19 protein-coding genes and 2 tRNA genes are annotated in these 21,865 nt (G+C 41.4%); 1 reads left to right on the top strand and 20 read right to left on the bottom strand.

Features of this window, described 5'->3' with window-relative positions:
• Positions 1–60 precede the first annotated feature (60 nt).
• On the bottom strand, positions 61–1,101 hold the full coding sequence (gene nadA / locus ACHB7C_RS08895; protein ID WP_042846632.1) for a quinolinate synthase NadA: 1,041 nt from the start codon (positions 1,099–1,101) through the stop codon (positions 61–63).
• 675 nt (positions 1,102–1,776) lie between these two features.
• Positions 1,777–2,616 carry a hypothetical protein gene (locus ACHB7C_RS08890; RefSeq protein ID WP_395347040.1) on the bottom strand — a complete coding sequence of 280 codons (840 nt, stop codon included), beginning with the start codon at positions 2,614–2,616 and terminating at the stop codon, positions 1,777–1,779.
• A 403-nt stretch (positions 2,617–3,019) separates the two neighbouring features.
• Here ACHB7C_RS08890 and ACHB7C_RS08885 point away from each other — a divergent pair, with 403 nt between their 5' ends.
• A complete protein-coding gene (locus ACHB7C_RS08885) occupies positions 3,020–3,889 on the top strand; it encodes an aminoglycoside 6-adenylyltransferase (protein ID WP_272678134.1) in 870 nt (289 codons plus the stop codon).
• A gap of 464 nt (positions 3,890–4,353) precedes the next feature.
• Here the strand turns inward: ACHB7C_RS08885 and ACHB7C_RS08880 are convergent.
• The 18 genes from ACHB7C_RS08880 to ACHB7C_RS08795 all read right to left on the bottom strand — a co-directional run bounded on the left by ACHB7C_RS08880 (position 4,354) and on the right by ACHB7C_RS08795 (position 21,839).
• A tRNA-Lys gene (locus ACHB7C_RS08880) sits at positions 4,354–4,429 on the bottom strand.
• Positions 4,430–4,463: 34 nt separating this feature from the next.
• Positions 4,464–4,539, bottom strand: a tRNA-Lys gene (locus ACHB7C_RS08875).
• Between the two features lie 287 nt (positions 4,540–4,826).
• Positions 4,827–5,609, bottom strand: a complete 783-nt coding sequence (cpoB, locus tag ACHB7C_RS08870) for a cell division protein CpoB (RefSeq protein WP_042848272.1) — start codon at positions 5,607–5,609, stop codon at positions 4,827–4,829.
• Positions 5,610–5,631: 22 nt separating this feature from the next.
• Positions 5,632–6,129 carry a peptidoglycan-associated lipoprotein Pal gene (gene pal, locus ACHB7C_RS08865; RefSeq protein ID WP_004909091.1) on the bottom strand — a complete coding sequence of 166 codons (498 nt, stop codon included), beginning with the start codon at positions 6,127–6,129 and terminating at the stop codon, positions 5,632–5,634.
• A gap of 45 nt (positions 6,130–6,174) precedes the next feature.
• Positions 6,175–7,467 (bottom strand): Tol-Pal system beta propeller repeat protein TolB, encoded by a 1,293-nt coding sequence (tolB, locus tag ACHB7C_RS08860; RefSeq protein WP_042848275.1) that lies wholly within the window; start codon positions 7,465–7,467, stop codon positions 6,175–6,177.
• Between the two features lie 145 nt (positions 7,468–7,612).
• Positions 7,613–8,731 (bottom strand): cell envelope integrity protein TolA, encoded by a 1,119-nt coding sequence (gene tolA, locus ACHB7C_RS08855; protein WP_042848278.1) that lies wholly within the window; start codon positions 8,729–8,731, stop codon positions 7,613–7,615.
• Positions 8,732–8,782: 51 nt separating this feature from the next.
• Positions 8,783–9,205, bottom strand: a complete 423-nt coding sequence (gene tolR / locus ACHB7C_RS08850; RefSeq protein ID WP_004256786.1) for a colicin uptake protein TolR — start codon at positions 9,203–9,205, stop codon at positions 8,783–8,785.
• Between the two features lie 17 nt (positions 9,206–9,222).
• Positions 9,223–9,906 carry a Tol-Pal system protein TolQ gene (gene tolQ, locus ACHB7C_RS08845; protein WP_042848280.1) on the bottom strand — a complete coding sequence of 228 codons (684 nt, stop codon included), beginning with the start codon at positions 9,904–9,906 and terminating at the stop codon, positions 9,223–9,225.
• The gene (ybgC, locus tag ACHB7C_RS08840) at positions 9,903–10,298 is read right to left on the bottom strand and encodes a tol-pal system-associated acyl-CoA thioesterase (RefSeq protein WP_042848281.1); all 396 of its coding nucleotides are present in this window, start codon (positions 10,296–10,298) and stop codon (positions 9,903–9,905) included. The genes tolQ and ybgC overlap by 4 nt, the downstream gene beginning before the upstream one ends.
• Before the next feature lie 134 nt (positions 10,299–10,432).
• Complete coding sequence (ybgE, locus tag ACHB7C_RS08835; protein WP_042848283.1) at positions 10,433–10,720, bottom strand: cyd operon protein YbgE; 288 nt, start codon at positions 10,718–10,720, stop codon at positions 10,433–10,435.
• A gap of 5 nt (positions 10,721–10,725) precedes the next feature.
• On the bottom strand, positions 10,726–10,839 hold the full coding sequence (gene cydX, locus ACHB7C_RS08830) for a cytochrome bd-I oxidase subunit CydX (protein WP_004909083.1): 114 nt from the start codon (positions 10,837–10,839) through the stop codon (positions 10,726–10,728).
• A gap of 11 nt (positions 10,840–10,850) precedes the next feature.
• The gene (gene cydB / locus ACHB7C_RS08825) at positions 10,851–11,990 is read right to left on the bottom strand and encodes a cytochrome d ubiquinol oxidase subunit II (protein WP_042848285.1); all 1,140 of its coding nucleotides are present in this window, start codon (positions 11,988–11,990) and stop codon (positions 10,851–10,853) included.
• A 13-nt stretch (positions 11,991–12,003) separates the two neighbouring features.
• Entirely contained in the window at positions 12,004–13,572 is a 1,569-nt protein-coding gene (cydA, locus tag ACHB7C_RS08820) for a cytochrome ubiquinol oxidase subunit I (RefSeq protein ID WP_042848286.1), read from the bottom strand.
• An 840-nt stretch (positions 13,573–14,412) separates the two neighbouring features.
• Positions 14,413–15,285, bottom strand: a complete 873-nt coding sequence (gene sucD / locus ACHB7C_RS08815; RefSeq protein WP_042848287.1) for a succinate--CoA ligase subunit alpha — start codon at positions 15,283–15,285, stop codon at positions 14,413–14,415.
• Entirely contained in the window at positions 15,285–16,451 is a 1,167-nt protein-coding gene (gene sucC / locus ACHB7C_RS08810; RefSeq protein WP_042848289.1) for an ADP-forming succinate--CoA ligase subunit beta, read from the bottom strand. Before sucC ends, sucD begins: the two co-directional genes overlap by 1 nt.
• 131 nt (positions 16,452–16,582) lie before the next feature.
• Complete coding sequence (gene odhB / locus ACHB7C_RS08805; protein WP_042848291.1) at positions 16,583–17,794, bottom strand: 2-oxoglutarate dehydrogenase complex dihydrolipoyllysine-residue succinyltransferase; 1,212 nt, start codon at positions 17,792–17,794, stop codon at positions 16,583–16,585.
• A gap of 14 nt (positions 17,795–17,808) precedes the next feature.
• Complete coding sequence (gene sucA / locus ACHB7C_RS08800) at positions 17,809–20,622, bottom strand: 2-oxoglutarate dehydrogenase E1 component (protein WP_042848293.1); 2,814 nt, start codon at positions 20,620–20,622, stop codon at positions 17,809–17,811.
• A 500-nt stretch (positions 20,623–21,122) separates the two neighbouring features.
• Positions 21,123–21,839, bottom strand: coding sequence for a succinate dehydrogenase iron-sulfur subunit (locus tag ACHB7C_RS08795; protein WP_042848294.1), 717 nt, complete (start codon positions 21,837–21,839; stop codon positions 21,123–21,125).
• Positions 21,840–21,865: the final 26 nt, after the last annotated feature.

The following is a 21,865-nucleotide window of genomic DNA, read 5'->3' as shown; positions in this document are numbered from 1 at the left end:
TAATGTTGTATTGCTCAGTACTGAATTAGAATATAGCTAACATATCACGCTAACTTATTTTTATTTTAGACTCTCGGCAAACTCTAGCATCTTATTCAAAGGCAGCAATGCTTTTTCGCGTAAACTTGCACTTACCTCAATTTGATGATTTTGAGTATGGCCTTCTAGAGCCTCTGCAATTGCCTGTAACCCGTTCATCGCCATCCATGGACAGTGTGCACAAGTACGACATGTTGCGCCTTCACCAGCAGTTGGAGCAATATATAGCGCTTTATCAGGGCATGCTTGCTGCATTTTATAAAAAATGCCTTTATCCGTCGCTACAATCATTGAAGGGTTAGGTAGTGCTTGTGCCGCTTTGATTAATTGACTTGTTGACCCGACGGCATCAGCAAGGTCAACAATAGCTTGTGGGGACTCAGGATGAACTAACACTGCAGCTTCTGGGTAAAGCGCTTTCATTTTTTCCAATGACTGTGTTTTAAATTCATCATGAACAATACACGCACCTTGCCAGCACAAAATATCAGCCCCTGTTTGTTGCTGTACATAGCGACCTAAATGACGATCTGGAGCCCAAATTATTTTTTCACCTAAGCTATCAAGATGCTCAATCAATTCTACCGCAATACTGGATGTAACCACCCAATCGGCACGCGCTTTGACCGCTGCTGAAGTATTTGCATAAACGACAACAGTTCTGTCCGGATGTGCATCACAAAAACGAATAAACTCTTCTTCTGGGCAGCCAATATCAAGAGAACATTGGGCATCTAGAGTTGGCATTAATACGTGTTTTTCAGGGCTGAGTATTTTAGCGGTTTCCCCCATAAACTTTACCCCAGCCACGACTAAAGTTGAAGCTGGGTGCTTAGCCCCAAAACGTGCCATTTCTAATGAATCAGCAACGCAGCCCCCCGTTTCTTCCGCTAACGCCTGGATTTCTGGGTCTGTATAGTAGTGCGCAACAATAACTGCATTTTTTTCAACCAAAAGAGATTTGATCCGTTGGCGATAAAATGCTTTTTCATCCGAGCTTAATAGTGCCGGTTTTGCTGGAAATGGATATACTGACTGATCAAAATCGATAAACACGCTCATTTCTTGCCTCTGTTTAGCATAAAGCGATTTTAGTGCTTCAAATAAGTTAAGACCGCAAAATTAGCCGATTTTTGTTTTATATACTAAACAAGATACCCCACTTTACGAAAGAAGTCTCCACCCTTTTTCAGTTATCAAGCATCATTTTCCCCTTACGGTTGCTTTTCTTTAAAAGATATAAAAGTGAAAATTATTCTTTAATTAGATAGAAGCCGATAACGCTCTACTTGATTGGTCATTACACTTGTACTTTTGGTAAGAATTGCAGTGAACTATAAAATTCGACTACAGTTTTAGCATATCGCAAAATAATCGTTCTGATTCATCAGTTTTAAACTGCCATTATATTGAAGTAACTAGAACTCATTGCTTCACTTGATACTCTAATATGATGATACTGACGCATTTTTGGGATATCTAGAATGGTTCAGGGTTGCCATCCCCATTTATCTGTGATTGATTTACCAACGCTGATGTTATGAGCACAGGCAAATCAACCACAGAAAGTTGTGGTAATGATTAGTTAGGCGGCTTTAAGTTTTAATTTACTTTGCCATAATATTACTTATAAACCCTTAGGTGTATAATACCTCCTCTATTCAGGTGGCTAAATTAGCTATGTGACTTCAATACCACGACAAGTAGAGTAAAAATTTATTTTCACCACCCGCCGAGTTACATTGTAGGTAGAAATGAAATTAGTACTTTAGCACCATTACTAATATTTATATTATCACTTATTTTATTTAACAATGCTTGTTCACTGCTATATAAACTAACAATATTTTCTATCAATTTAATTCCTTCATTATAAAAACCTAAATTCTCCATATCTTTATCTTTGATTGATTTGTCTTGTTTTAATGATTCTTTTTTTAAACTATCATTTGGCGTATCAGTATTACCCAAATTTTCAGTCATTATTTTAGGCTTATATTCAACAAACTCACCAACTTCCCCTCCTGTTTCTTCATAATCTTTTATTTCATTTATTTTTCTAGATATTAATGCTACTGGCTCCCTTATTTTGGCCAAAGAGGTATGGAAATCTAATGTATAATCTTTAGCTTGATTTGTTTTTTTTGGGGAGTTTTGTTTAAACTTAGATGGCAGCCTATACAAAGAATAGTTAATAGTAGGATAATTACGAATACTTAATGCCACATTACTATAGATTCCTGTTATCTCTGATGGAATATTTTTTATTTTCACTGGTTCATCAAGATAAGGTTCCAACTTACCTTTTAGTTCCATATATGTGTCCAATCCCCCCTTAACTCTATCAATATATTCATTAACCCTATCAATATATTCATTAGCTACATCATGTTTATCGATTGTTTTTTTTAGATTTGATATTTCTTCAGTTAATGATTTTAGTTCTTTATAATAAGCTGGTATTTTTTCATAGATATATTCAAAATTCTCCTTCAATTCTAAATAACTTTCATTCCTTCCACGAATACCCTCTTTACGATCTTCCTGAGTATTGTTCCCCTGAAAAATAGCATTCATTTCAATTCCTTTTGAAAAAAAACATGATACTGATTAAATTATATTAACCTAAAATAAAATACAAATTTTATTTTATTATGTTAAATAAAGAAGAATAATTTTAAATTATATACATGACTTAAATTCAATTTAAGTCATGCATTATCCTAATGTAAATTTTTCTCGTAAAAATGCGAATAGTCGAGAAAAACCATATCACTTTTTCAACAAGTCCACATTAATACTTGAGATGACTATACAATAAGGTCTCCTCTACTTTGCTCTATAACCTTCGTTTTTCACTTACTAAGCAGAGACTTTAATCATTTTCGTGCCTTTTCTACACTTTTTACGTTTGTCCTTTAGCTTTTCACTCATTTTATCGGTATCGTAGCCATTCTTATCAAATTTAATTAGGCCAGTTATGGAATTACCTGTATCTATTATAAATAAAATTATATCCATTTCATTACTCGACCCAAGAATCGAAGCTGTGGTACTCACAGGCTCACGAGGAAGAGAGCAAGATGTTGATAATTACTCCGACATTGACATTGAGTTAATCGGTCACGGTGTGACAGAAATATTTAACCAAAAACATTGGGTTGACCATTTTGGCTCCTCTTTAGCAGTTCTACATTTACTCAATCAAGAAGAGGACGCACCAGATTGGCCGACATGTTTAGTTATATACGAGGAAGGTCGCAAAGTTGATTTCACATTTGCTGAGCCTGAACGCTTATATAAAATGAAACGTGAGGGGTTAGATGCGACATTCTCTCGCGGGTTTATTGTTTTGTTAGATAAAACTGGGATCACTGAAGGGCTACCAAAAGATGCCAATTTGCTATCTTTAGCACCAAGACCGTTAACAGAGACTGAGTTTTCACAAACTGTCACAGACTTTTGGCACGAAGCCCATCAAGTCGCCATAGCACTAACCCGTGAAGAATTATGGGTGGCATGGTCAAGAAGTGCCGATATGAAGCACTATTTCTTAACGCTACTTGAGCACCTTGTAACCATACAAGGTAAGCATGTTTGGTATAATGGCCGCAAGTACCATGAATGGATGCCACAAAAGTACATACAGGCACTAGAAATCATTTTTAATTGCAGTACCTCAGAAAAAGCTGCCTTGTCATTACAATGTTTAATGCGTTGTTTTGATGAGGTGAGTATCGACCTTGCCAAGTTACAGGGCTTTTCTCCTGCGCATAATTTAGCAAAAAAAATGCAAATGTTAGTCATTGGCTTTTTACAAGATAATGGCTTGCTACCTGAAGGATTATAATTAATTAGCGTAGAGTACAGCGAAAAAAGGCGATTTAATGACTATCTTTACAAAACAATGAGTTCTTTTATTTTGACTTTCAAAAGATGACTCATTTAACGGTATAACTGTATACAAGAGTTACCCTCAGTTAAATAAACCATCCCTTTTGAGCCCCAACACCAGGGGCTATTTTTTTATCTTGTCACTTTTCAGTTTATCTCAGTCATATTTAAGTCACTAACTAATTCATGCACTTTTTAAAGGTATGCTTAGAACCATTGCGCGCTTGCCGAGGTATGGATTGCCGACTGAGTATTTACGGGGTAGTGAATTGGCTTGAACTGCTGTTAAGATGGTGGGTCGTGCAGGATTTAAATTCTGCGAATTTAGCCTGCGGCCTGAACCTGCAACCAGCTTGCCGAGGTATGGATTGCCGACTGAGTATTTACGGGGTAGTGAATTGGCTTGAACTGCTGTTAAGATGGTGGGTCGTGCAGGATTCGAACCTGCGACCAATTGATTAAAAGTCAACTGCTCTACCGACTGAGCTAACGACCCATCTGAATTGCTTGAATTGTTTGTTTCTTTTAGATGGTGGGTCGTGCAGGATTCGAACCTGCGACCAATTGATTAAAAGTCAACTGCTCTACCGACTGAGCTAACGACCCATCTATATAACTTTTCTAACTAATCACAGCTTCTTACCCTTCGGGTTGAACCTGCAACCATCTTAATAAAACTCAATCATCTACCGACTGAGCTAACGACCCATCTAAAACTATATTTATTTTTGGTATCTCGAGGTTTTCGGCTAACCGTATTCTCGTATCAACGGCGGCTTATATTACTGATTTCTGACGATGGTGCAATGTTTTTTTTACTAAAATAGATTGAATGCGCACTTATCATACTGATAACCCCGAAATATTCGGCAATATTGCTTCGGGGTTAGTAATTAAAGTGTACTCAACTTTTTTTCTGCTAATTTTGAGCCTGCACTGTTTGGATATTGCTTTAACACCTGTTGGTAAACAGCCTTTGCTTTATCCTTTTGCCCTTTGTCTTGCATGATCAGCCCAACTTTATATAAAGCTTCACTGCTTTTCTGAGATTTAGGATATTGCTTAACTACAGTTGCAAAGTAAAAAGCCGCGTCATCTTTGCTGCCTTTGTTGTAGTTTAACTGCCCCAACCAATAGTTGGCGTTAGATTGATACCCAGACTTAGGGTAGGTTTTGATAAACCCTTGAAGCGCATTAATAGCCCCATCAATTTGGGCTTTTGATTTGCTTTCCATTGCAAGCTTAACTGCCGCATTATAATCATCTTTCTCATTTCCACCTGTATTAGCTGATGCAGCAGGTGTAGTTGAAGAAGATGCATTTGATGCACTAGTGTCAGGTGTTTCACCTGTATTGGCAGAATTGCCGTCACCCGAGCCATTTAATTGCATATACAAATCTTTTTGACGCTCAATAACTTGATTCAATTTATATTCACTTTCTTGAATCTGACCACGTAACATATCTATGTCGCGTTGGTTATCGGCAAGCTGTTGCTGGATTTGATACATAATTTGGCCTTGAGAATTAACCGCAGTCTCAAGTTGGGTAAGACGGTCTGTTGTTGAACCAGATCCGACATTGTTGATTGGCGCTTGGGCAATAGCGGCCCAAGGGGCCGCTACGCCAACCAATAACGACAGACCTACAATTAGATGTCTGAAGTTACTGTTCATAATAGATAATTTCTCTTATCTATTAGTATGCAATGACTGCACGACGGTTTTTCGCGTAGTCTGCTTCAGTGTGACCTAACACAGCTGGTTTTTCTTTACCGTAAGAAACCAGTGAAACTTGGTCACCAGAAACACCTTTGCTTTGCAGATACATTTTAACTGCATTAGCACGACGCTCGCCCAGCGCGATGTTATATTCTGGAGTACCGCGCTCATCCGCATGACCTTCAACAACAACACGTACAGATGGGTTGCTACGTAGGAATGCTGCATGCGCATCTAACATTTCCGCATACTCTGGAGATACGTTGTATTTATCGAAACCAAAGTAAACAGTGTTGTTTTGTTGCAGCTGTTCCATTTGCTGACGTGCCAGCTCTTCCGCAGACAGACCAGTGTTAGTTTGGTTAGTAGAAGTATCTACGCCATCTTGGTCATTGTTTTTGTTAGAGCTACAAGCTGCGACTGCCATGATTGGTAATGCGATCATCAGCCCTTTAAGCACTTTATTCAGTTGCATCGTTTTGATCCTTAATATTTTTTTGCCACACATTATTATTATGCATCACAGATACGGCGACCAGGCAGGGAATTTTACCTGTCCATCGGTAGCCGGAAGACGCGCTTTGAAACGCCCGTCGGTCGAAACTAGCTGCAATATAGTCCCCAAGCCTTGAGAGGAGCTATAAATTACCATAGTGCCGTTAGGTGCGATACTCGGCGTTTCATCTAGGAACGTTTTCGTTAAAAATTCAACGTTGTTCGTTGCCAGATCTTGTTTGGCGACATGTTGCTGACCGCCGCCGGAGCTGACCATCACTAAGAAAGTACCATCCGGACTAACATCAGCGTCCTGATTTTGTGTTCCTTCCCAAGAAACACGTTCAGGGCTGCCACCATTAATATTCATTTTATAAATCTGCGGACGTCCCGCCTGATCTGAAGTATAGACTAAAGTTTGGCTATCCGGCATCCAGCTTGGTTCAGTATTGTTGCTACGACCATCTGTTACTTGACGAATTTGCCCACTCGCTAAGTCCATAACATATAAATTCAAGCTGCCTGTTTTAGACAGTGCGAATGCCAGTTTTGTCCCATCAGGAGAGAATGCAGGTGCCCCATTGTGACGTGGGAATGATGCAACCTGACGGACTGCTCCTGTAGAAAGAGTTTGAATAACAAGCGCTGAACTACCGCTTTCAAAAGTGACATACGCGAGTTTTTCGCCATCTGGTGACCATGCTGGCGACATTAAAGGTTCTGGTGAACGATGAACTGTAAACTGGTTAAACCCATCGTAGTCAGAAACTCGTAATTCATATGGATACTGACCGCCTTTGTTAACCACAATATAAGCAATACGCGTGCGGAATGCACCACGAATACCGGTTAGTTTTTCAAAGACTTCGTCACTTGCAGTATGAGCTGCATAACGTAACCATTCTTTAGTGACTTTATATTGGTTCTGAGATAAAACAGCACCTGGGTTAGCTGCAACATCAACCAGTTGATAGCTGACAACAAAGCTACCATCTGCGGCTGGCTGCACTTGCCCTACAACCACTGCATTAATACCCAATGCAGTCCATGCTTCTGGAGTTACTTCAGAGGCTGTACCGGGTTGCTGAGGCATACGACTTGGTTCAATAGGGTTAAATTTCCCGCTATTACGTAAATCAGAACCTACGATTTGGCCTACTTCCTGTGGGGGTGCTCCAGCACCTGTCCATTTAAAGGGTACGACACCAATCGGTTGAGCTGAATTAACACCTTCAGTGATCTCAATACGTATTTCAGCCTGAGCCACTGTCGCCCATAGCATTAGGAACCCTAAAACTACTTTAAAAGCCTGCTTCATTCTTGTCTCCCTTACTACGGATTGTTTACCACCGCAATAATTCGCTGAATTTTAACAAAGGTATAATAACAAAACTAGATACCACACAAACTATTTATTCTAATGCGATAGATTTTTCAATACAGATAGCTCTGACTTACTTAAATCAAGGTTTAAAATCGACGACGATACCTTCCCTCTTAACCCTTTCAAAAATTTTATCTGAATCGGGTCTTGGCATCGAAGCTAACTTCGCAGCTCGAATTGCCGCATCACATAACGCAGCGTCGTTCGTCGGGTTATTTTTAGGTTTAATCCCCATCAAAGCGCCATCCCGTGCGAGCACCAATTGCAATTCGCAAGTCCGCCCACGATAAGTATCTGAATCATAGAACTTACTTTGGATTGCCGCTTTTACCTTACCTGCATAGTTATCAACATCTGCGTTTGAGGCCCCTGATTTTTTACCGCCACCAGTTCCAGCAGAAGCTTGGCCGCCCTGTTTACTTGGCCCAGAAGCAGTTAAATCGCCGAGTAAATCATCTACAGAAGCCGCATTTTTTGCCGCCTCTGCTTTCGCTTTCGCTGCTTTAGCTTTCGCTTCTTTATCTGCTTTCTCTTTCGCTTCTTTATCCGCTTTAGCCTTAGCTTCCTTGTCTGCTTTTATTTTAGCTTCTTTATCAGCCTTTTCTTTGGCTTCTTTTTCTGCTTTTTCTTGAGCTTCTTTCTCTGCTTTAGCTTTAGCCGCTTCGGCTTCTTTTTTAGCTTGAGCTTCAGCTTTCGCCTTTTCAGCTGCCTGCTCTTTAACTAATTTTTCCTTTTCAGCTTTCGCTTTCGCGGCAGCTTCTTCCGCTATTTTTTGCTCTTCCTTGGCTTTTTTAGCGGCTTCTAATGCTTTTTTCTGTTGCTCTTCAGCTTGTTTTTGTTGCTTAGCGGTATCTCGTTCAGTTTTGATACGCTCTTGTTCAAGCTGTTGCAGGCGTTTTTGTTCCTTTTCTTGCTGCTCTCTTAGCTCAGCCTCTTGTTTTTGTTCTTGCTCTTTACGCTCTTTAGCTGCTTGTCTGACCATGTTTTGTTGTTTTTGCATTTGTTCATATTGCTCAACAACCACGCCAGGGTCGACCATCACCGCATCGATGACAGTCCCTTCTTCCCCGCCACCACCAAGTTTGACGACGGAAACTAAAGAGCCTATAACAATCAAGCCAATCAATATGATGTGCAATACAACAGACATCACTAATGAACGGTTTAGGTTATCTTTTTTCTCTTTTGACTTTCCCACTCTGGTATCCAAAAAAAGAATTGTGACTTATTCAAACCACAACAACCCAGCCTAGATAGGCTGAGTCATCAAGCCGACAGATTTTATCCCTGCACTGTGCAAAATATTCAGAGCCTTAATAACTTCTTCATAAGGCACCTCTTTTGCACCACCAATTAAGAAAATCGCTTTTGGGTTTTTCTCTAATTGTGATTTCGCTTCAGCAGCAATCTGTTCTGGTGGAAGCAATTCTAATACCTCACCATCGAGCCGCATATTATACTGCCCAACACCCGACACCTCTAAAATTATAGGTGGATTGTCACTTGATGATACGGTTTGTGTATCTGTTGCATCCGGTAATTCAACTTCCACACTCTGGGAAATAATGGGTGCCGTTGCCATAAATATCAGTAACAGCACCAACAAAACGTCCAGCAGTGGAACGATGTTGATTTCGGATTTCAGCTCACGTCTGCGACTAGTGCGCGCCATTCGCTTATCTCCTCAACTTATTTCTTATCAGCAGAGAATGCTTGACGATGCAAGATGGCTAAAAACTCTTCCATAAAGTTATCGTAAGTTTGCTCTAACTTATTGACTCGTAAGTTCAAGCGGTTGAAAGCCATAACCGCAGGAATCGCTGCAAACAAACCTATCGCGGTTGCGATAAGTGCTTCGGCGATCCCCGGAGCAACCATCTGTAATGTTGCTTGTTTTACCGCACCCAAAGCAATAAACGCATGCATAATTCCCCATACTGTCCCGAATAAACCAATATATGGGCTAATCGAACCAACAGTACCTAAAAATGGGATATGTGCTTCTACTGACTCTAATTCACGATTCATTGATATACGCATCGCGCGTGATGCACCAGTAACCACCGCATCTGGTGCGTGAATATTTGCCTGATGTAAACGAACGAACTCTTTAAAACCGGAGTGGAAAATTTGTTCAGCTCCGCTCAATTCATCACGGCGAGCTTGGCTTTCTTTATATAAGCGCGATAGCTCAATACCTGACCAAAACTTATCCTCAAATGCCTCCGCCTCACGGGTTGCAGCATTTAAAATTTTCGTTCTTTGAATAATAATGGCCCATGATGCAATAGAAAAACCGATCAAAACGAACATAATGAGCTGAACCAAAAGGCTCGCTTTAAGGAATAAATCCAGGATATTCATGTCAGTCACTGTTTAAACTCCGCGACAATAGACTTAGGAAGCGCAATCGGCTTCATTTTTGATGTGTCCACACAAGCAATTAGGGCATTAGCCCCACAAAGCAGGTTACCTTGTGAATCAACTAACCTTTGATGAAAAGTTAATGAGGCACGTTTCATTTCAACAATTTGCGTCTCAACCTCCAACAGATCATCTAGCTTTGCCCCTTTTACAAAATCAATTGTCATGCTACGCACAACAAAACCAAGGTTATCAGCAAGCATACTTTGTTGGTTGATTCCTTTATTTCGCAACATTTCGGTTCTTGCTCGCTCAAAAAATGCTAAATAACGTGCATGATAAACTACACCGCCCGCGTCTGTATCTTCATAGTACACGCGAACTGGCCAGCGAAATAACATAACAACCACTCCGTCTTAGGTTAAATTAACTAACGGTGCCACTATACGCAAGACAGTGCCAGTTTGGAATCACTTTGAAAGTAAAGATATCAAAAATAATTATGGGTCCATTGACCCACAATTAGCAATTAGAATTATCTAAAGACTTGTAAAAGTCCCCAAATAAGAATGATGGCAGCAGGTAATGGATGGAAAATCGCACGCCAAATGACTTTTTGGGGTTTGAAACCAACACCAAAAATCATCGCACTGCAAGTTGCCCAAATTAATAACAGCCCTTGCCAAATTTGGAATGAACTGGTTTTTGCAGCAAATAGAGATGGGTCCCACATCACTGCACCAGCTGTAACTAAAGCTAAAATAAGGATAAGGGCCCTTAACGGCCCCTTATCCAATAGCTGATAGGTTTTATCCACCAGCATTTTATTTACTCACCATCTTTAGCTGCTTTAGAGTCTTCAGAGTGCTCTAATGCTAGTGCTGCAATCACTGCAAAACTACAAGCTAACAGCGTGCCGAGAATCCAGGCGAAATACCACATAGTTATGCTCCTTAATACAGTGAATGCTTGTTGCCTTCGATGAAGTTTTTGTCCAGACGACCAAACATTTTGTAGTAACACCATGCGGTGTATGCCAGTACGATTGGAACAAAGATAGCCGCGACAACTGTCATGACTTGCAATGTGAACAAGCTAGATGTTGCATCCCACATGGTCAAGCTTGCATTTGGCATAATGCTTGAAGGCATGATGAATGGGAACATTGCTACACCACAAGTTAAAATGATACAAGCGATAGTTAATGAAGAGCTCACAAACGCCCAACCATTTTTGTCTGCTTTACTGAACAGCATAGTCAGTAGTGGCAGCGCTAAACCCAGTGCAGGCAGAGCCCACAGGATTGGGTAAGTATTGAAGTTAGTCAACCAAGCCCCTGAAACAACCTCTACGGTTTTATTCAGTGGGTTTGATACCGCATGGTGATCAATCGCTGAAGTGATAACATAGCCATCGATACCCATTACTAACCAAACACCAGCACCCGCAAACGCTAACAGTGTGACTAACGCACAGATATAGGTTGCTTTACGTACACGTAGGTACAGCTCGCCAGTGGTACGCATTTGCAGATAAGTTGCACCTTGGGTAACAATCATCATTAAACCAACCACACCCGCTAACAGACCATATGGGTTCAGCAGACCAAACAGGTTACCTGTATAGGTTAAGTACTGTTGGTTATCAATTTGCAGTGGGACACCTAATAATAGGTTACCAAATGCAACACCGATAACTAATGGTGGAACGAAACCACCGATGAACAGACCCCAGTCCCACATGTTACGCCATTTTGGGTTCTCCAGTTTTGAACGGTAGTCGAAACCCACCGGACGGAAGAACAAAGCAGCTAACACTAAAATCATCGCGATATAGAAACCGGAGAATGATGCCGCATAGACTTGTGGCCATGCAGCAAACATCGCACCACCCGCAGTGATTAACCAAACTTGGTTACCATCCCAGTGCGGTGCAACGGCATTAATCATGATACGGCGTTCGGTATCTGTTTTACCTAAAATAGGTAATAAGAAGCCAACGCCCATGTCAAAGCCATCCGTGACAGCAAACCCAATCAGTAATACACCGATAAGGATCCACCACACAAACCGAAGAACTTCATAATCAAACATAAGTGGCTCCTATTTACTGAACGTCGTGTGCAGAAGTGTTTTTCTGTTCAAAGTGGTAGCGACCAGTTTTCAGGCTACTAGGCCCTTTACGAGCGAATTTGAACATTAAGAACATTTCAGCAATTAAGAACAGTGTGTACAGACCACAGATCAATACCATAGAGAAGATCAGGTCATGGGTCGTTAAATTAGAATGAGCAACCGACACCGGTAATACTTCACCAATTGCCCAAGGCTGACGACCATACTCTGCAACGAACCAACCTGATTCAATTGCAATCCATGGTAGTGGAATACCAAACAGTGCAATACGTAACAGCAGTTTGCTTTGACCAATTTTGTTACGGACTACTGACAGGAATGCCCAGCCAATAATTAATAACAACAGGAAGCCAACACCAACCATGATACGGAATGCCCAGAACAGAGGCCCTACGTTAGGAATACTGTCTTTTACTGCTTTTTGAATTTGCGCTTCTGTCGCATCAACAACATTTGGTGCGTATTGTTTTAACAGAAGACCATAACCGAGATCTTTTTTGCTAGCTTCAAATGCAGCACGCAATTCAGGATCTTTATTTCCAGCTAACAGTTCTTGTAATTGACCATATGCAACCATACCGTTACGGATACGAACTTCGTGTTGTTTCATTAGATCTTTCAGACCTAATACTGGCGTATCAACAGAACGAGTTGCAATGATACCCATCGCCCAAGGAATTGAGATAGCAAACTTGTTTTCTTGCTTCTCAGTATCTGGCCAAGCGATTAAGTTAAATGCAGCTGGAGGCGCATGGGTTTCCCACTCAGCTTCAACCGCAGCGAGTTTAGTTTTCTGAACGTCACCCATTTCGTAACCTGATTCATCACCAAGAACGATAACAGATAGAACCGCAGCAATACCAAAACTAGCAGCAATTGCAAAAGAACGCTTAGCAAAAGCAACATCACGACCTTTAAGTAGGTAGTAAGAGCTGATACCTAAGATAAACATTGCACCAGTACAATAACCTGCAGCCACTGTGTGGACAAACTTAACTTGCGCAACTGGGTTTAAGACTAGCTCAGAGAAGCTAACCATTTCCATACGCATTGTTTCAAAGTTGAAGTCAGCTGCGATCGGGTTTTGCATCCAACCATTCGCCACTAAAATCCACAAAGCAGAGAAGTTAGAACCTAAAGCAACTAACCATGTTACAGCAAGGTGTTGAGTTTTGCTTAAACGATCCCAACCAAAGAAGAATAAACCAACAAAAGTAGATTCTAAGAAGAACGCCATCAAACCTTCGATTGCCAGAGGCGCACCGAAGATATCTCCAACGTAATGAGCATAGTAAGACCAGTTAGTCCCGAATTGGAATTCCATGGTCAGACCCGTTGCAACACCTAGGGCGAAGTTAATACCAAATAACTTACCCCAGAACTTAGTCATATCTTTATAAATTTGCTTGCCAGACAGCACATATACCGTTTCCATGATCGCAAGCAAAAACGCCATACCGAGCGTTAATGGCACGAACAGGAAGTGATACATTGCAGTTAAGGCAAACTGTAATCGTGACAGTTCGACAATATCAAACATCTTGACTCCTTGCTCCTAGCAGGAAGACACCGACTTGCGGCAACCCAGCTTCCAGATTAAATTTCGAAGAAAGCCTCTTAACTACCAGCAAAAAATGCCTCAAAACAACAAATAATTAACAAAACCAAAAGAAAGAACAATACTATAATAATAGTACGCCTATCTTCACATACAATAAACTTCTTTTACGTGACTCAGATTTGAATTCTGAATTTACATCAATAATTATACCCTTTAATAGAAAATAGAGTATTTGATCGTGCACCAATTTAAGCAATTTCGACAAATAAAGCTAGAGGTAATAAATTGATTTACGTCAATTTTTTTCCTGTTGTTAATTGATTTGCATACCAGTCAATTAATAGTTATTCACTTGTTAATGTACTGTTATTGGTATTGATATAAATGTTCTTATTTTTTCTAAAGATTAACAAAAAAATATAACCTTTTTATTAAGAAGTCTAAAAAAGAATATTTAATTTCTAATAGTATCTTATTTCAAAGCTATTATGAATTTTATTAATATACGAACTTATCTCAACTAAAATCATATATTCGGTTAATTAACTTTCCCCAATAATTATAAAATTGACCTGACACAACTTTCTCGTTTTTTGCTTAAAATGGGCTTTGTAGCCCATCAAAGCTATGGAGCATTTTCACAGATAGCCGTACCTGTACTCGTATCTTTTAATATTTTTAAGTATAGACACTCTTTGCCAGAAATCCTTATCCTCTCTCCAGAAATTACACTAACGGCTTTTAAAGCCATAAAAAAACCCGTACTCAAATAAGCACGGGCTTTCGTCTCTTACGGCTGCTAGTTACCTAGCGGATCATTTACTTATTCAGTAATGATTTCACGGCATCGCCGATGTCTGCAAGGCTACGAACGGTTTTCACGCCCGCAGCTTCTAATGCAGCAAATTTCTCATCCGCAGTACCTTTACCGCCAGCAATGATTGCGCCAGCATGGCCCATACGTTTACCTTTCGGTGCCGTTACGCCAGCGATATAACCAACTACTGGTTTAGTTACATGCTCTTTAATATAAGCCGCAGCTTCTTCTTCCGCGTTACCACCAATTTCACCGATCATGACAATCGCTTCAGTTTGTGGGTCAGCTTGGAACATTTTCAGGATATCAATAAAGTTTGAACCTGGGATTGGGTCACCACCGATACCAACACAAGTTGATTGGCCTAAACCTGCATCAGTAGTTTGTTTTACCGCTTCATAAGTCAGCGTACCTGAACGTGAAACGATACCGACTTTACCTGGCATATGAATGTGACCAGGTTGGATACCAATCTTACATTCACCTGGAGTGATAACGCCTGGGCAGTTAGGGCCGATCATGCGAACGCCAGCTTCATCCAGCTTCACTTTCACAGTCAGCATGTCCAGAGTTGGAATACCTTCAGTGATGGTGATAATCAGTTTAATGCCTGCATCGATAGCTTCTAAGATAGAGTCTTTACAAAATGGCGCTGGCACATAGATAACAGACGCAGTTGCACCTGTCGCTTCAACCGCTTCGCGAACTGTATTGAACACCGGCAGACCTAAGTGTGTTGTACCACCTTTGCCTGGTGTAACACCACCGACCATTTTTGTACCATAAGCAATCGCTTGTTCTGAATGGAATGTACCTTGACCACCAGTAAAACCTTGGCAAATCACTTTGGTGTTTTTATCGATTAAAATAGACATTATTTAGCCTCCGCTGCTGCTACTGCTTTTTTAGCTGCGTCAGTCAAGCTGTTAGCAGCGATAATGTTCAAGCCGCTGTCTGCCAGTTTCTTAGCACCTAATTCAGCATTGTTACCTTCTAAACGCACAACTACTGGTACATTTACGCCAACTTCTTCAACTGCACCAATGATGCCGTCTGCAATCAGGTCGCAACGAACGATACCACCAAAGATGTTAACAAAAACGGCTTTCACGTTTTCATCAGAAAGAATGATTTTAAATGCTTCAGTTACACGCTCTTTAGTTGCGCCGCCACCAACATCTAAGAAGTTTGCAGGTGCGCCACCGTGAAGTTTAACAATGTCCATAGTTCCCATTGCTAAGCCTGCACCGTTAACCATACAACCAATGTTACCATCTAATGCAACATAGTTGAGTTCCCACTGCGCTGCTTGAGCTTCGCGCGCATCTTCTTGAGATTCATCACGTAGTTCACGGATTTCTGGCTGACGATATAGCGCATTACTGTCGATGCCTAATTTGCCATCTAAGCAAACTAAATCACCCGCAGTACTGATAACCAGAGGGTTAATTTCTGCTAAAGCTAAGTCACGCTCAAGGAATAAAGTTGCTAGACCCATAAAAATTTTAGCAAATTGGCTAACTTGTTTACCTGTTAAGCCTAATTTAAATGCCAATTCACGGCCTTGGAAAGGCATTGGGCCAGTCAGTGGGTCGATAATTGCTTTATGAATTAATTCAGGCGTTTCTTCAGCAACTTTTTCAATTTCCACACCACCTTCAGTCGATGCCATGAAAACAACACGACGAGTGCTACGGTCAACAACCGCACCTAAATACAACTCTTTATCAATGTCAGTCGCTGTTTCAACAAGAATCTGGTTTACTGGTTGGCCGTTAGCGTCTGTTTGATAAGTCACTAAGTTTTTACCTAACCAGTTTTCTGCAAATGCTTTAACTTCGTTAATATCGCTAGTGACTTTAACGCCACCTGCTTTACCACGTCCGCCTGCATGTACTTGGCATTTAATTACCCATGGGCCATTGCCAATTTTTTTAGCAGCGTCTACGGTTTCAGCGACTGATGAACAGGCATAACCTGTTGGTGCAGGCATCCCATAACGTGCAAACAACTGTTTTGCCTGGTACTCGTGTAAATTCATGATGTTCTATCCATAATTGAGTCTGAAGAGGCGTTTATTCGCCTCCTGCAATTGTTACTGATTTAGCAACCCGCAAGCGGGTTGCATCGGTTACTTCAGACCGGGCAGGTTGTTCCTACCCTGTTATGTTGCTATACGTCCAGCAGTAAACGAGTTGGATCTTCCAGCATATCTTTGATAGCGACTAAGAAGCCCACTGACTCACTACCATCGATTAAACGGTGGTCATAAGACAGCGCTAAATACATCATAGGAAGAATCTCTACCTTACCATTTACAGCCATAGGGCGGTCTTTAATGGCATGCATGCCTAAAATTGCGCTCTGTGGTGGGTTAATGATAGGTGTAGACATCAGAGAACCAAATACGCCACCGTTAGTGATAGTGAAGTTACCACCACTTAAGTCTTCAACAGTTAATTTACCATCGCGACCTTTAACAGCCAGTTCTTTAATTTTTTTCTCGATATCTGCCATGCTCATTGCATCAACATCACGTAGAACTGGAGTTACCAGACCACGAGGCGTAGAGACGGCAATGCTGATATCAAAATAGTTGTGATAAACCACATCGCTGCCATCAATAGAAGCGTTAACTTCTGGATAGCGTTTCAGTGCTTCTACCGCAGCTTTAACATAGAAGGACATAAAGCCTAAACGTACACCGTGGCGTTTTTCGAATGCTTCGCCATATTGTTTCCGTAAGTCTTTAATTGGTTGCATGTTAACTTCATTAAATGTTGTCAACATTGCAGTGGTGTTTTTCGCTTCTAACAGGCGCTCTGCGATACGTTTACGTAAACGTGTCATTGGTACACGTTTCTCGCTACGGTGTGCTAACGGCGCTTGTGGTGCAGCAGGTGCTGTTGCTGCTGGAGCTGCTGATTTATTTGCTGCTAAATGTTTTTCAACATCTTCACGAGTCAAACGACCACCAACACCCGTCCCTTTAATGTCAGCTGGGTTCAGGCTATGTTCTGCAATCAAGCGACGAATAGCTGGGCTCAGAGCGTCATTACTTTCAGTCTCTAGGCTTGCAGTTTGGCGTTGTGCTGGCGTTGCTTCCTGTGCATCTTTAACTTCAGCAGGAATACCTGAGCTATCACCTAAACGAATACGACCTAACAGTTGTTTAGATAATACCGTCGCGCCTTCTTCTTCAACGATAGCTTCTAACACACCTGCTTCACTTGCAGGCACTTCTAACACCACTTTATCTGTTTCGATCTCAACCAGGACTTCGTCACGCTGAACACTATCACCTGGTTTTTTATGCCATGTGGCAACCGTGGCATCTGCAACGGACTCAGGAAGATCGGGAACAAGAATTTCTACGCTACTCATTTTCTATCCTTTAATTATTCAATGTTCAAAGCGTCATTAACCAGGGCTTTTTGTTGTTCCTGGTGAACGGACGTATAGCCAACTGCTGGTGATGAAGAAGCAGCTCGACCTGCATAACGTAAAGTAGCCCCTGCTGGGATAGCTTCACGGAAATTATGTTGACTGCAATACCAAGCACCTTGGTTTAATGGCTCTTCTTGACACCATACAAAGTCTTTAACATCAGTAAATTGCGCCAACGCTTTTTGGATATCATCGTGTGGGAACGGATACAACTGCTCAATACGCACGATAGCAACGTCAGTTTGTTCATTCTTACGACGTTGTTCTAACAGATCGTAATAGACTTTCCCTGAACACAGAACGACGCGTTTCACATTTTTCGGATTGATTTCATCGATTTCACCGATAACTGGTTCGAATTTGCCATTCGCCAGTTCATCCATACTAGATACTGCTAATGGGTGACGGAGCAGAGACTTCGGTGACATCACAATCAGAGGACGACGCATGCCACGTAAGGCCTGACGACGTAACATGTGGTAAACCTGAGCTGGTGTTGATGGAACACATACTTGCATGTTTTGATCAGCACACAGTTGGAGATAACGCTCTAAACGTGCAGATGAGTGTTCTGGCCCCTGACCTTCATATCCATGTGGCAGTAACATTACAAGGCCACACATACGACCCCATTTTTGCTCACCAGAGCTAATGAATTGGTCGATAACAACCTGAGCACAGTTTGCGAAGTCACCAAATTGCGCTTCCCAAATCGTCAGAGCACGTGGTTCAGTCGTCGCATAACCATATTCAAATGCCAATACTGCGTTTTCTGTTAGGACAGAGTCCCAAACGTTGAATACGCCTTGACCGTTATGAATATTTTGTAATGGAACATAGACAGAACCGTTAGTTTGGTTATGAATAACCGCATGGCGGTGGAAGAATGTACCACGACCCGCATCTTCACCTGACAAACGAACAGGAACACCTTCATCAACCAATGTTGCATAAGCTAAAGTTTCAGCCGCACCCCAGTCGAGTAATTTTTCGCCTTTCGCCATTTCAGCGCGATCTGCATAAATTTTCTCAACACGAGACTGAGCAACAACACCTTCAGGAATAGTGCTAACTTTAGTTGCCAATTCAGTTAAACGTTTGATATCAACGGTCGATTTGTATGATTCATCCCATTCATGGTTCAAATACGGAGCCCATGTATAAGAATTGAGTCCCATTTCACGGTACTCTTCAACCACACAATTACCTGCATCTAAGGCATCACGGTACAGATTGACCATTTCAGTCACATCATTAGCACTCAACACGTTCTCTGCAATTAAACGGTCCGCATAAATTTTACGTGGTGTTGGATGCTGTTTGATTTTTTGATACATCACAGGCTGAGTTGCACTTGGCTCATCCGCTTCGTTATGACCATGACGGCGATAACACACTAAATCGATCATCACATCACGTTTAAATGTATTACGGAAATCTAGCGCTAAGCGAGTCACAAATGAAACGGCTTCAGGATCATCAGCATTCACGTGGAAAATAGGCGCCTGCACCATTTTCACGATATCAGTACAGTATTCAGTTGAACGGGTATCTTTCGGATTTGAAGTAGTAAAACCAATTTGGTTGTTAATAACGATACGTACAGTACCGCCAACTTCATAACCACGAGCCTGAGACATGTTCAGTGTTTCTTGAACAACACCCTGACCGGTAACTGCGGAGTCACCATGAATAGTGATTGGTAACACCATGTTGCTGCGACCTTCGTCCAAGCGATCACGACGAGCACGCACTGAACCAATTACCACAGGGCTAACAATTTCAAGGTGAGATGGGTTAAATGCTAACGCTAAGTGAACACGAGAACCGGCGGTTTCAAAGTCAGACGAGAAACCTTGGTGATATTTAACGTCACCCGCACTTGAATGGTCTTTATGTTTACCCGCGAATTCATCGAATAATTCACCAGGTTTTTTACCTAGGATATTCACAAGAACGTTTAAACGACCACGGTGAGCCATCCCCAGAACAACTTCACGAGTATCCTGTTTGCCTGCGTGGTGAATTAAATCTTTCAGCATTGGGATCAGGGCATCACCGCCTTCCAATGAGAAACGTTTAGCCCCTGGGAATTTAGCCCCGATATAGCGCTCAAGGCCTTCAGCGGCGGTGAGTTCCGCTAAGAAACGTAATTTTTCTTCTTTAGAGAAAACTTTTGCAACATCAACTGACTCAAGACGTTGTTGAATCCAACGTTTTTCTTCAGTATTTGTGATATGCATATATTCAGCACCAATCGAACCGCAATAAATGCGTTTCAAGTGCTCATATAGCTCACTAAGTTTCATGGTTTCTTTGCCAATAGCAAATGAACCCACGTTAAAGGTTTCGTCGAAATCTTCTTTCGTCAGATTATGGAATGCTGGGTCTAAATCTGGAACAGATTCGCGTTTCCAAAGCCCTAACGGGTCAAGATTCGCATTCTGGTGCCCGCGGAAGCGGAATGCATTTATTAACTGCAAAACTTTGACTTGTTTTGCATCGATAGCTGGATCGCTAACAGAAGTGTGATAACGCGTAGAGTCTTTTGCTAAGCGGCGGAAGTAATCGCGCGCTTGGGAGTGGAATTGTTCACCACTAGTACCTAAAGTAGCACCAGGAAGTTGCTCAAAAATGGCTTTCCACTCGGCATCTACAGAGTTAGGGTCAGTCAGATAATCTTCATAAAGCTGTTCTATATATGTCTGGTTCGCGCCTGCCAGAAAGCTTGAATCCAGCCAGTCCTTCATTACGCCGTTCTGCATTGTGATCCCTTAAGCTTTAAAAGCTTTAGTTTTCGCCGTGGTTAACTAATTACCGCATTTAAGCGGCCTCGATAAAGGTTCTCTTGGACGTGCTTTATGCATGTTCTCTCTTTGGGAGGCCCTTTATCAGTAAGGGTTTCCCTTTTAAGGAACCTTTAAAAACTGGCTACGGTTTTTAAAGGCCCCTATGCTTGGGCTGTCGTCTTCATCTTTTTTTGCAGTTGGCTATTTTTTCTACTTTTTACTGTTACTTTCTTTGCTTTCACTTTTTTGCGCTTTTGTTATGACAACGTTTTATTAAGTGCTACATTTTATATATGACAATGTTACTTTCTGATGCTCGTTGTGGGTATTTCGTTTTCGCGCTTTTGTGACCTTAAGCGCTATTTAAATTAAAAACCCTACTTTACTTTACGCCCTATTTTTAAGTTATGTATTTATTTTGTGCTATTCCCATTTTAACCCGTAGCACTTAAGCACTACGGGTTAAATATTCACTATCAGGCAGTATGTTTTAGCAACATAGATTTAATATGACCGATAGCTTTTGTTGGATTTAGCCCTTTAGGGCATACATTGACACAATTCATGATGCTATGACAGCGGAAAACACTAAAAGCGTCGTTCAGATCATCTAATCTTGAATCCGTTTCAGTATCGCGGCTATCGATCAGGAAGCGGTATGCTGCCAGCAAGCCCGCAGGCCCAATAAACTTATCTGGATTCCACCAGAAAGATGGGCAAGAAGTCGAACAACAAGCACATAAGATACACTCGTATAAACCATCAAGTTTTTCACGTTGTGCAGGAGTTTGTAAATTCTCACGAGCAGGTGGGTTCTTATTATCATTAATAAGATATGGGCGGATTTTCTCGTATTGGGTATAAAACTGAGTCATGTCGATAATCAGGTCGCGCACAACAGGCAAACCTGGTAACGGACGGATAACAATTTTTTTCCCACCACGGATTAAAGCGGACAATGGTGTGATACACGCCAGCCCGTTTTTACCGTTCATATTGACACCATCAGAACCACAGACACCTTCACGACAAGAACGACGGAATGACAGTGTTGGGTCCTGTTCTTTAATTTGGATCAACGCATCCAACAGCATCATGTCACGCCCTTCTGGCACTTCGAGGGTGTAATCTTGCATGCGTGGGGCGTTGTCCACATCTGGATTATAACGATAAATCGAAAATTGTAGTTTCATAGTTTATTTCTCCGCAACTGGATTAA

Source organism: Providencia sp. 2024EL-00732 (genome assembly GCF_044006275.1).
GTDB lineage: Bacteria > Pseudomonadota > Gammaproteobacteria > Enterobacterales > Enterobacteriaceae > Providencia > Providencia huashanensis.
Note: the sequence above shows the minus strand (reverse complement) of the source record. Positions and strands in the feature narration are given on the sequence as shown.

Bases quoted from the DNA above. Each gene is read 5' to 3' on its own strand.
- nadA (WP_042846632.1), bottom strand. From the start codon at position 1,101: ATGAGCGTGTTTATCGATTTTGATCAGTCAGTATATCCATTTCCAGCA.
- ACHB7C_RS08890 (WP_395347040.1), bottom strand. From the start codon at position 2,616: ATGAATGCTATTTTTCAGGGGAACAATACTCAGGAAGATCGTAAAGAG.
- ACHB7C_RS08885 (WP_272678134.1), top strand. From the start codon at position 3,020: ATGGAATTACCTGTATCTATTATAAATAAAATTATATCCATTTCATTA.
- cpoB (WP_042848272.1), bottom strand. From the start codon at position 5,609: ATGAACAGTAACTTCAGACATCTAATTGTAGGTCTGTCGTTATTGGTT.
- pal (WP_004909091.1), bottom strand. From the start codon at position 6,129: ATGCAACTGAATAAAGTGCTTAAAGGGCTGATGATCGCATTACCAATC.
- tolB (WP_042848275.1), bottom strand. From the start codon at position 7,467: ATGAAGCAGGCTTTTAAAGTAGTTTTAGGGTTCCTAATGCTATGGGCG.
- tolR (WP_004256786.1), bottom strand. From the start codon at position 9,205: ATGGCGCGCACTAGTCGCAGACGTGAGCTGAAATCCGAAATCAACATC.
- ybgC (WP_042848281.1), bottom strand. From the start codon at position 10,298: ATGTTATTTCGCTGGCCAGTTCGCGTGTACTATGAAGATACAGACGCG.
- ybgE (WP_042848283.1), bottom strand. From the start codon at position 10,720: ATGCTGGTGGATAAAACCTATCAGCTATTGGATAAGGGGCCGTTAAGG.
- cydX (WP_004909083.1), bottom strand. From the start codon at position 10,839: ATGTGGTATTTCGCCTGGATTCTCGGCACGCTGTTAGCTTGTAGTTTT.
- cydB (WP_042848285.1), bottom strand. From the start codon at position 11,990: ATGTTTGATTATGAAGTTCTTCGGTTTGTGTGGTGGATCCTTATCGGT.
- cydA (WP_042848286.1), bottom strand. From the start codon at position 13,572: ATGTTTGATATTGTCGAACTGTCACGATTACAGTTTGCCTTAACTGCA.
- sucD (WP_042848287.1), bottom strand. From the start codon at position 15,285: ATGTCTATTTTAATCGATAAAAACACCAAAGTGATTTGCCAAGGTTTT.
- sucC (WP_042848289.1), bottom strand. From the start codon at position 16,451: ATGAATTTACACGAGTACCAGGCAAAACAGTTGTTTGCACGTTATGGG.
- odhB (WP_042848291.1), bottom strand. From the start codon at position 17,794: ATGAGTAGCGTAGAAATTCTTGTTCCCGATCTTCCTGAGTCCGTTGCA.
- sucA (WP_042848293.1), bottom strand. From the start codon at position 20,622: ATGCAGAACGGCGTAATGAAGGACTGGCTGGATTCAAGCTTTCTGGCA.
- ACHB7C_RS08795 (WP_042848294.1), bottom strand. From the start codon at position 21,839: ATGAAACTACAATTTTCGATTTATCGTTATAATCCAGATGTGGACAAC.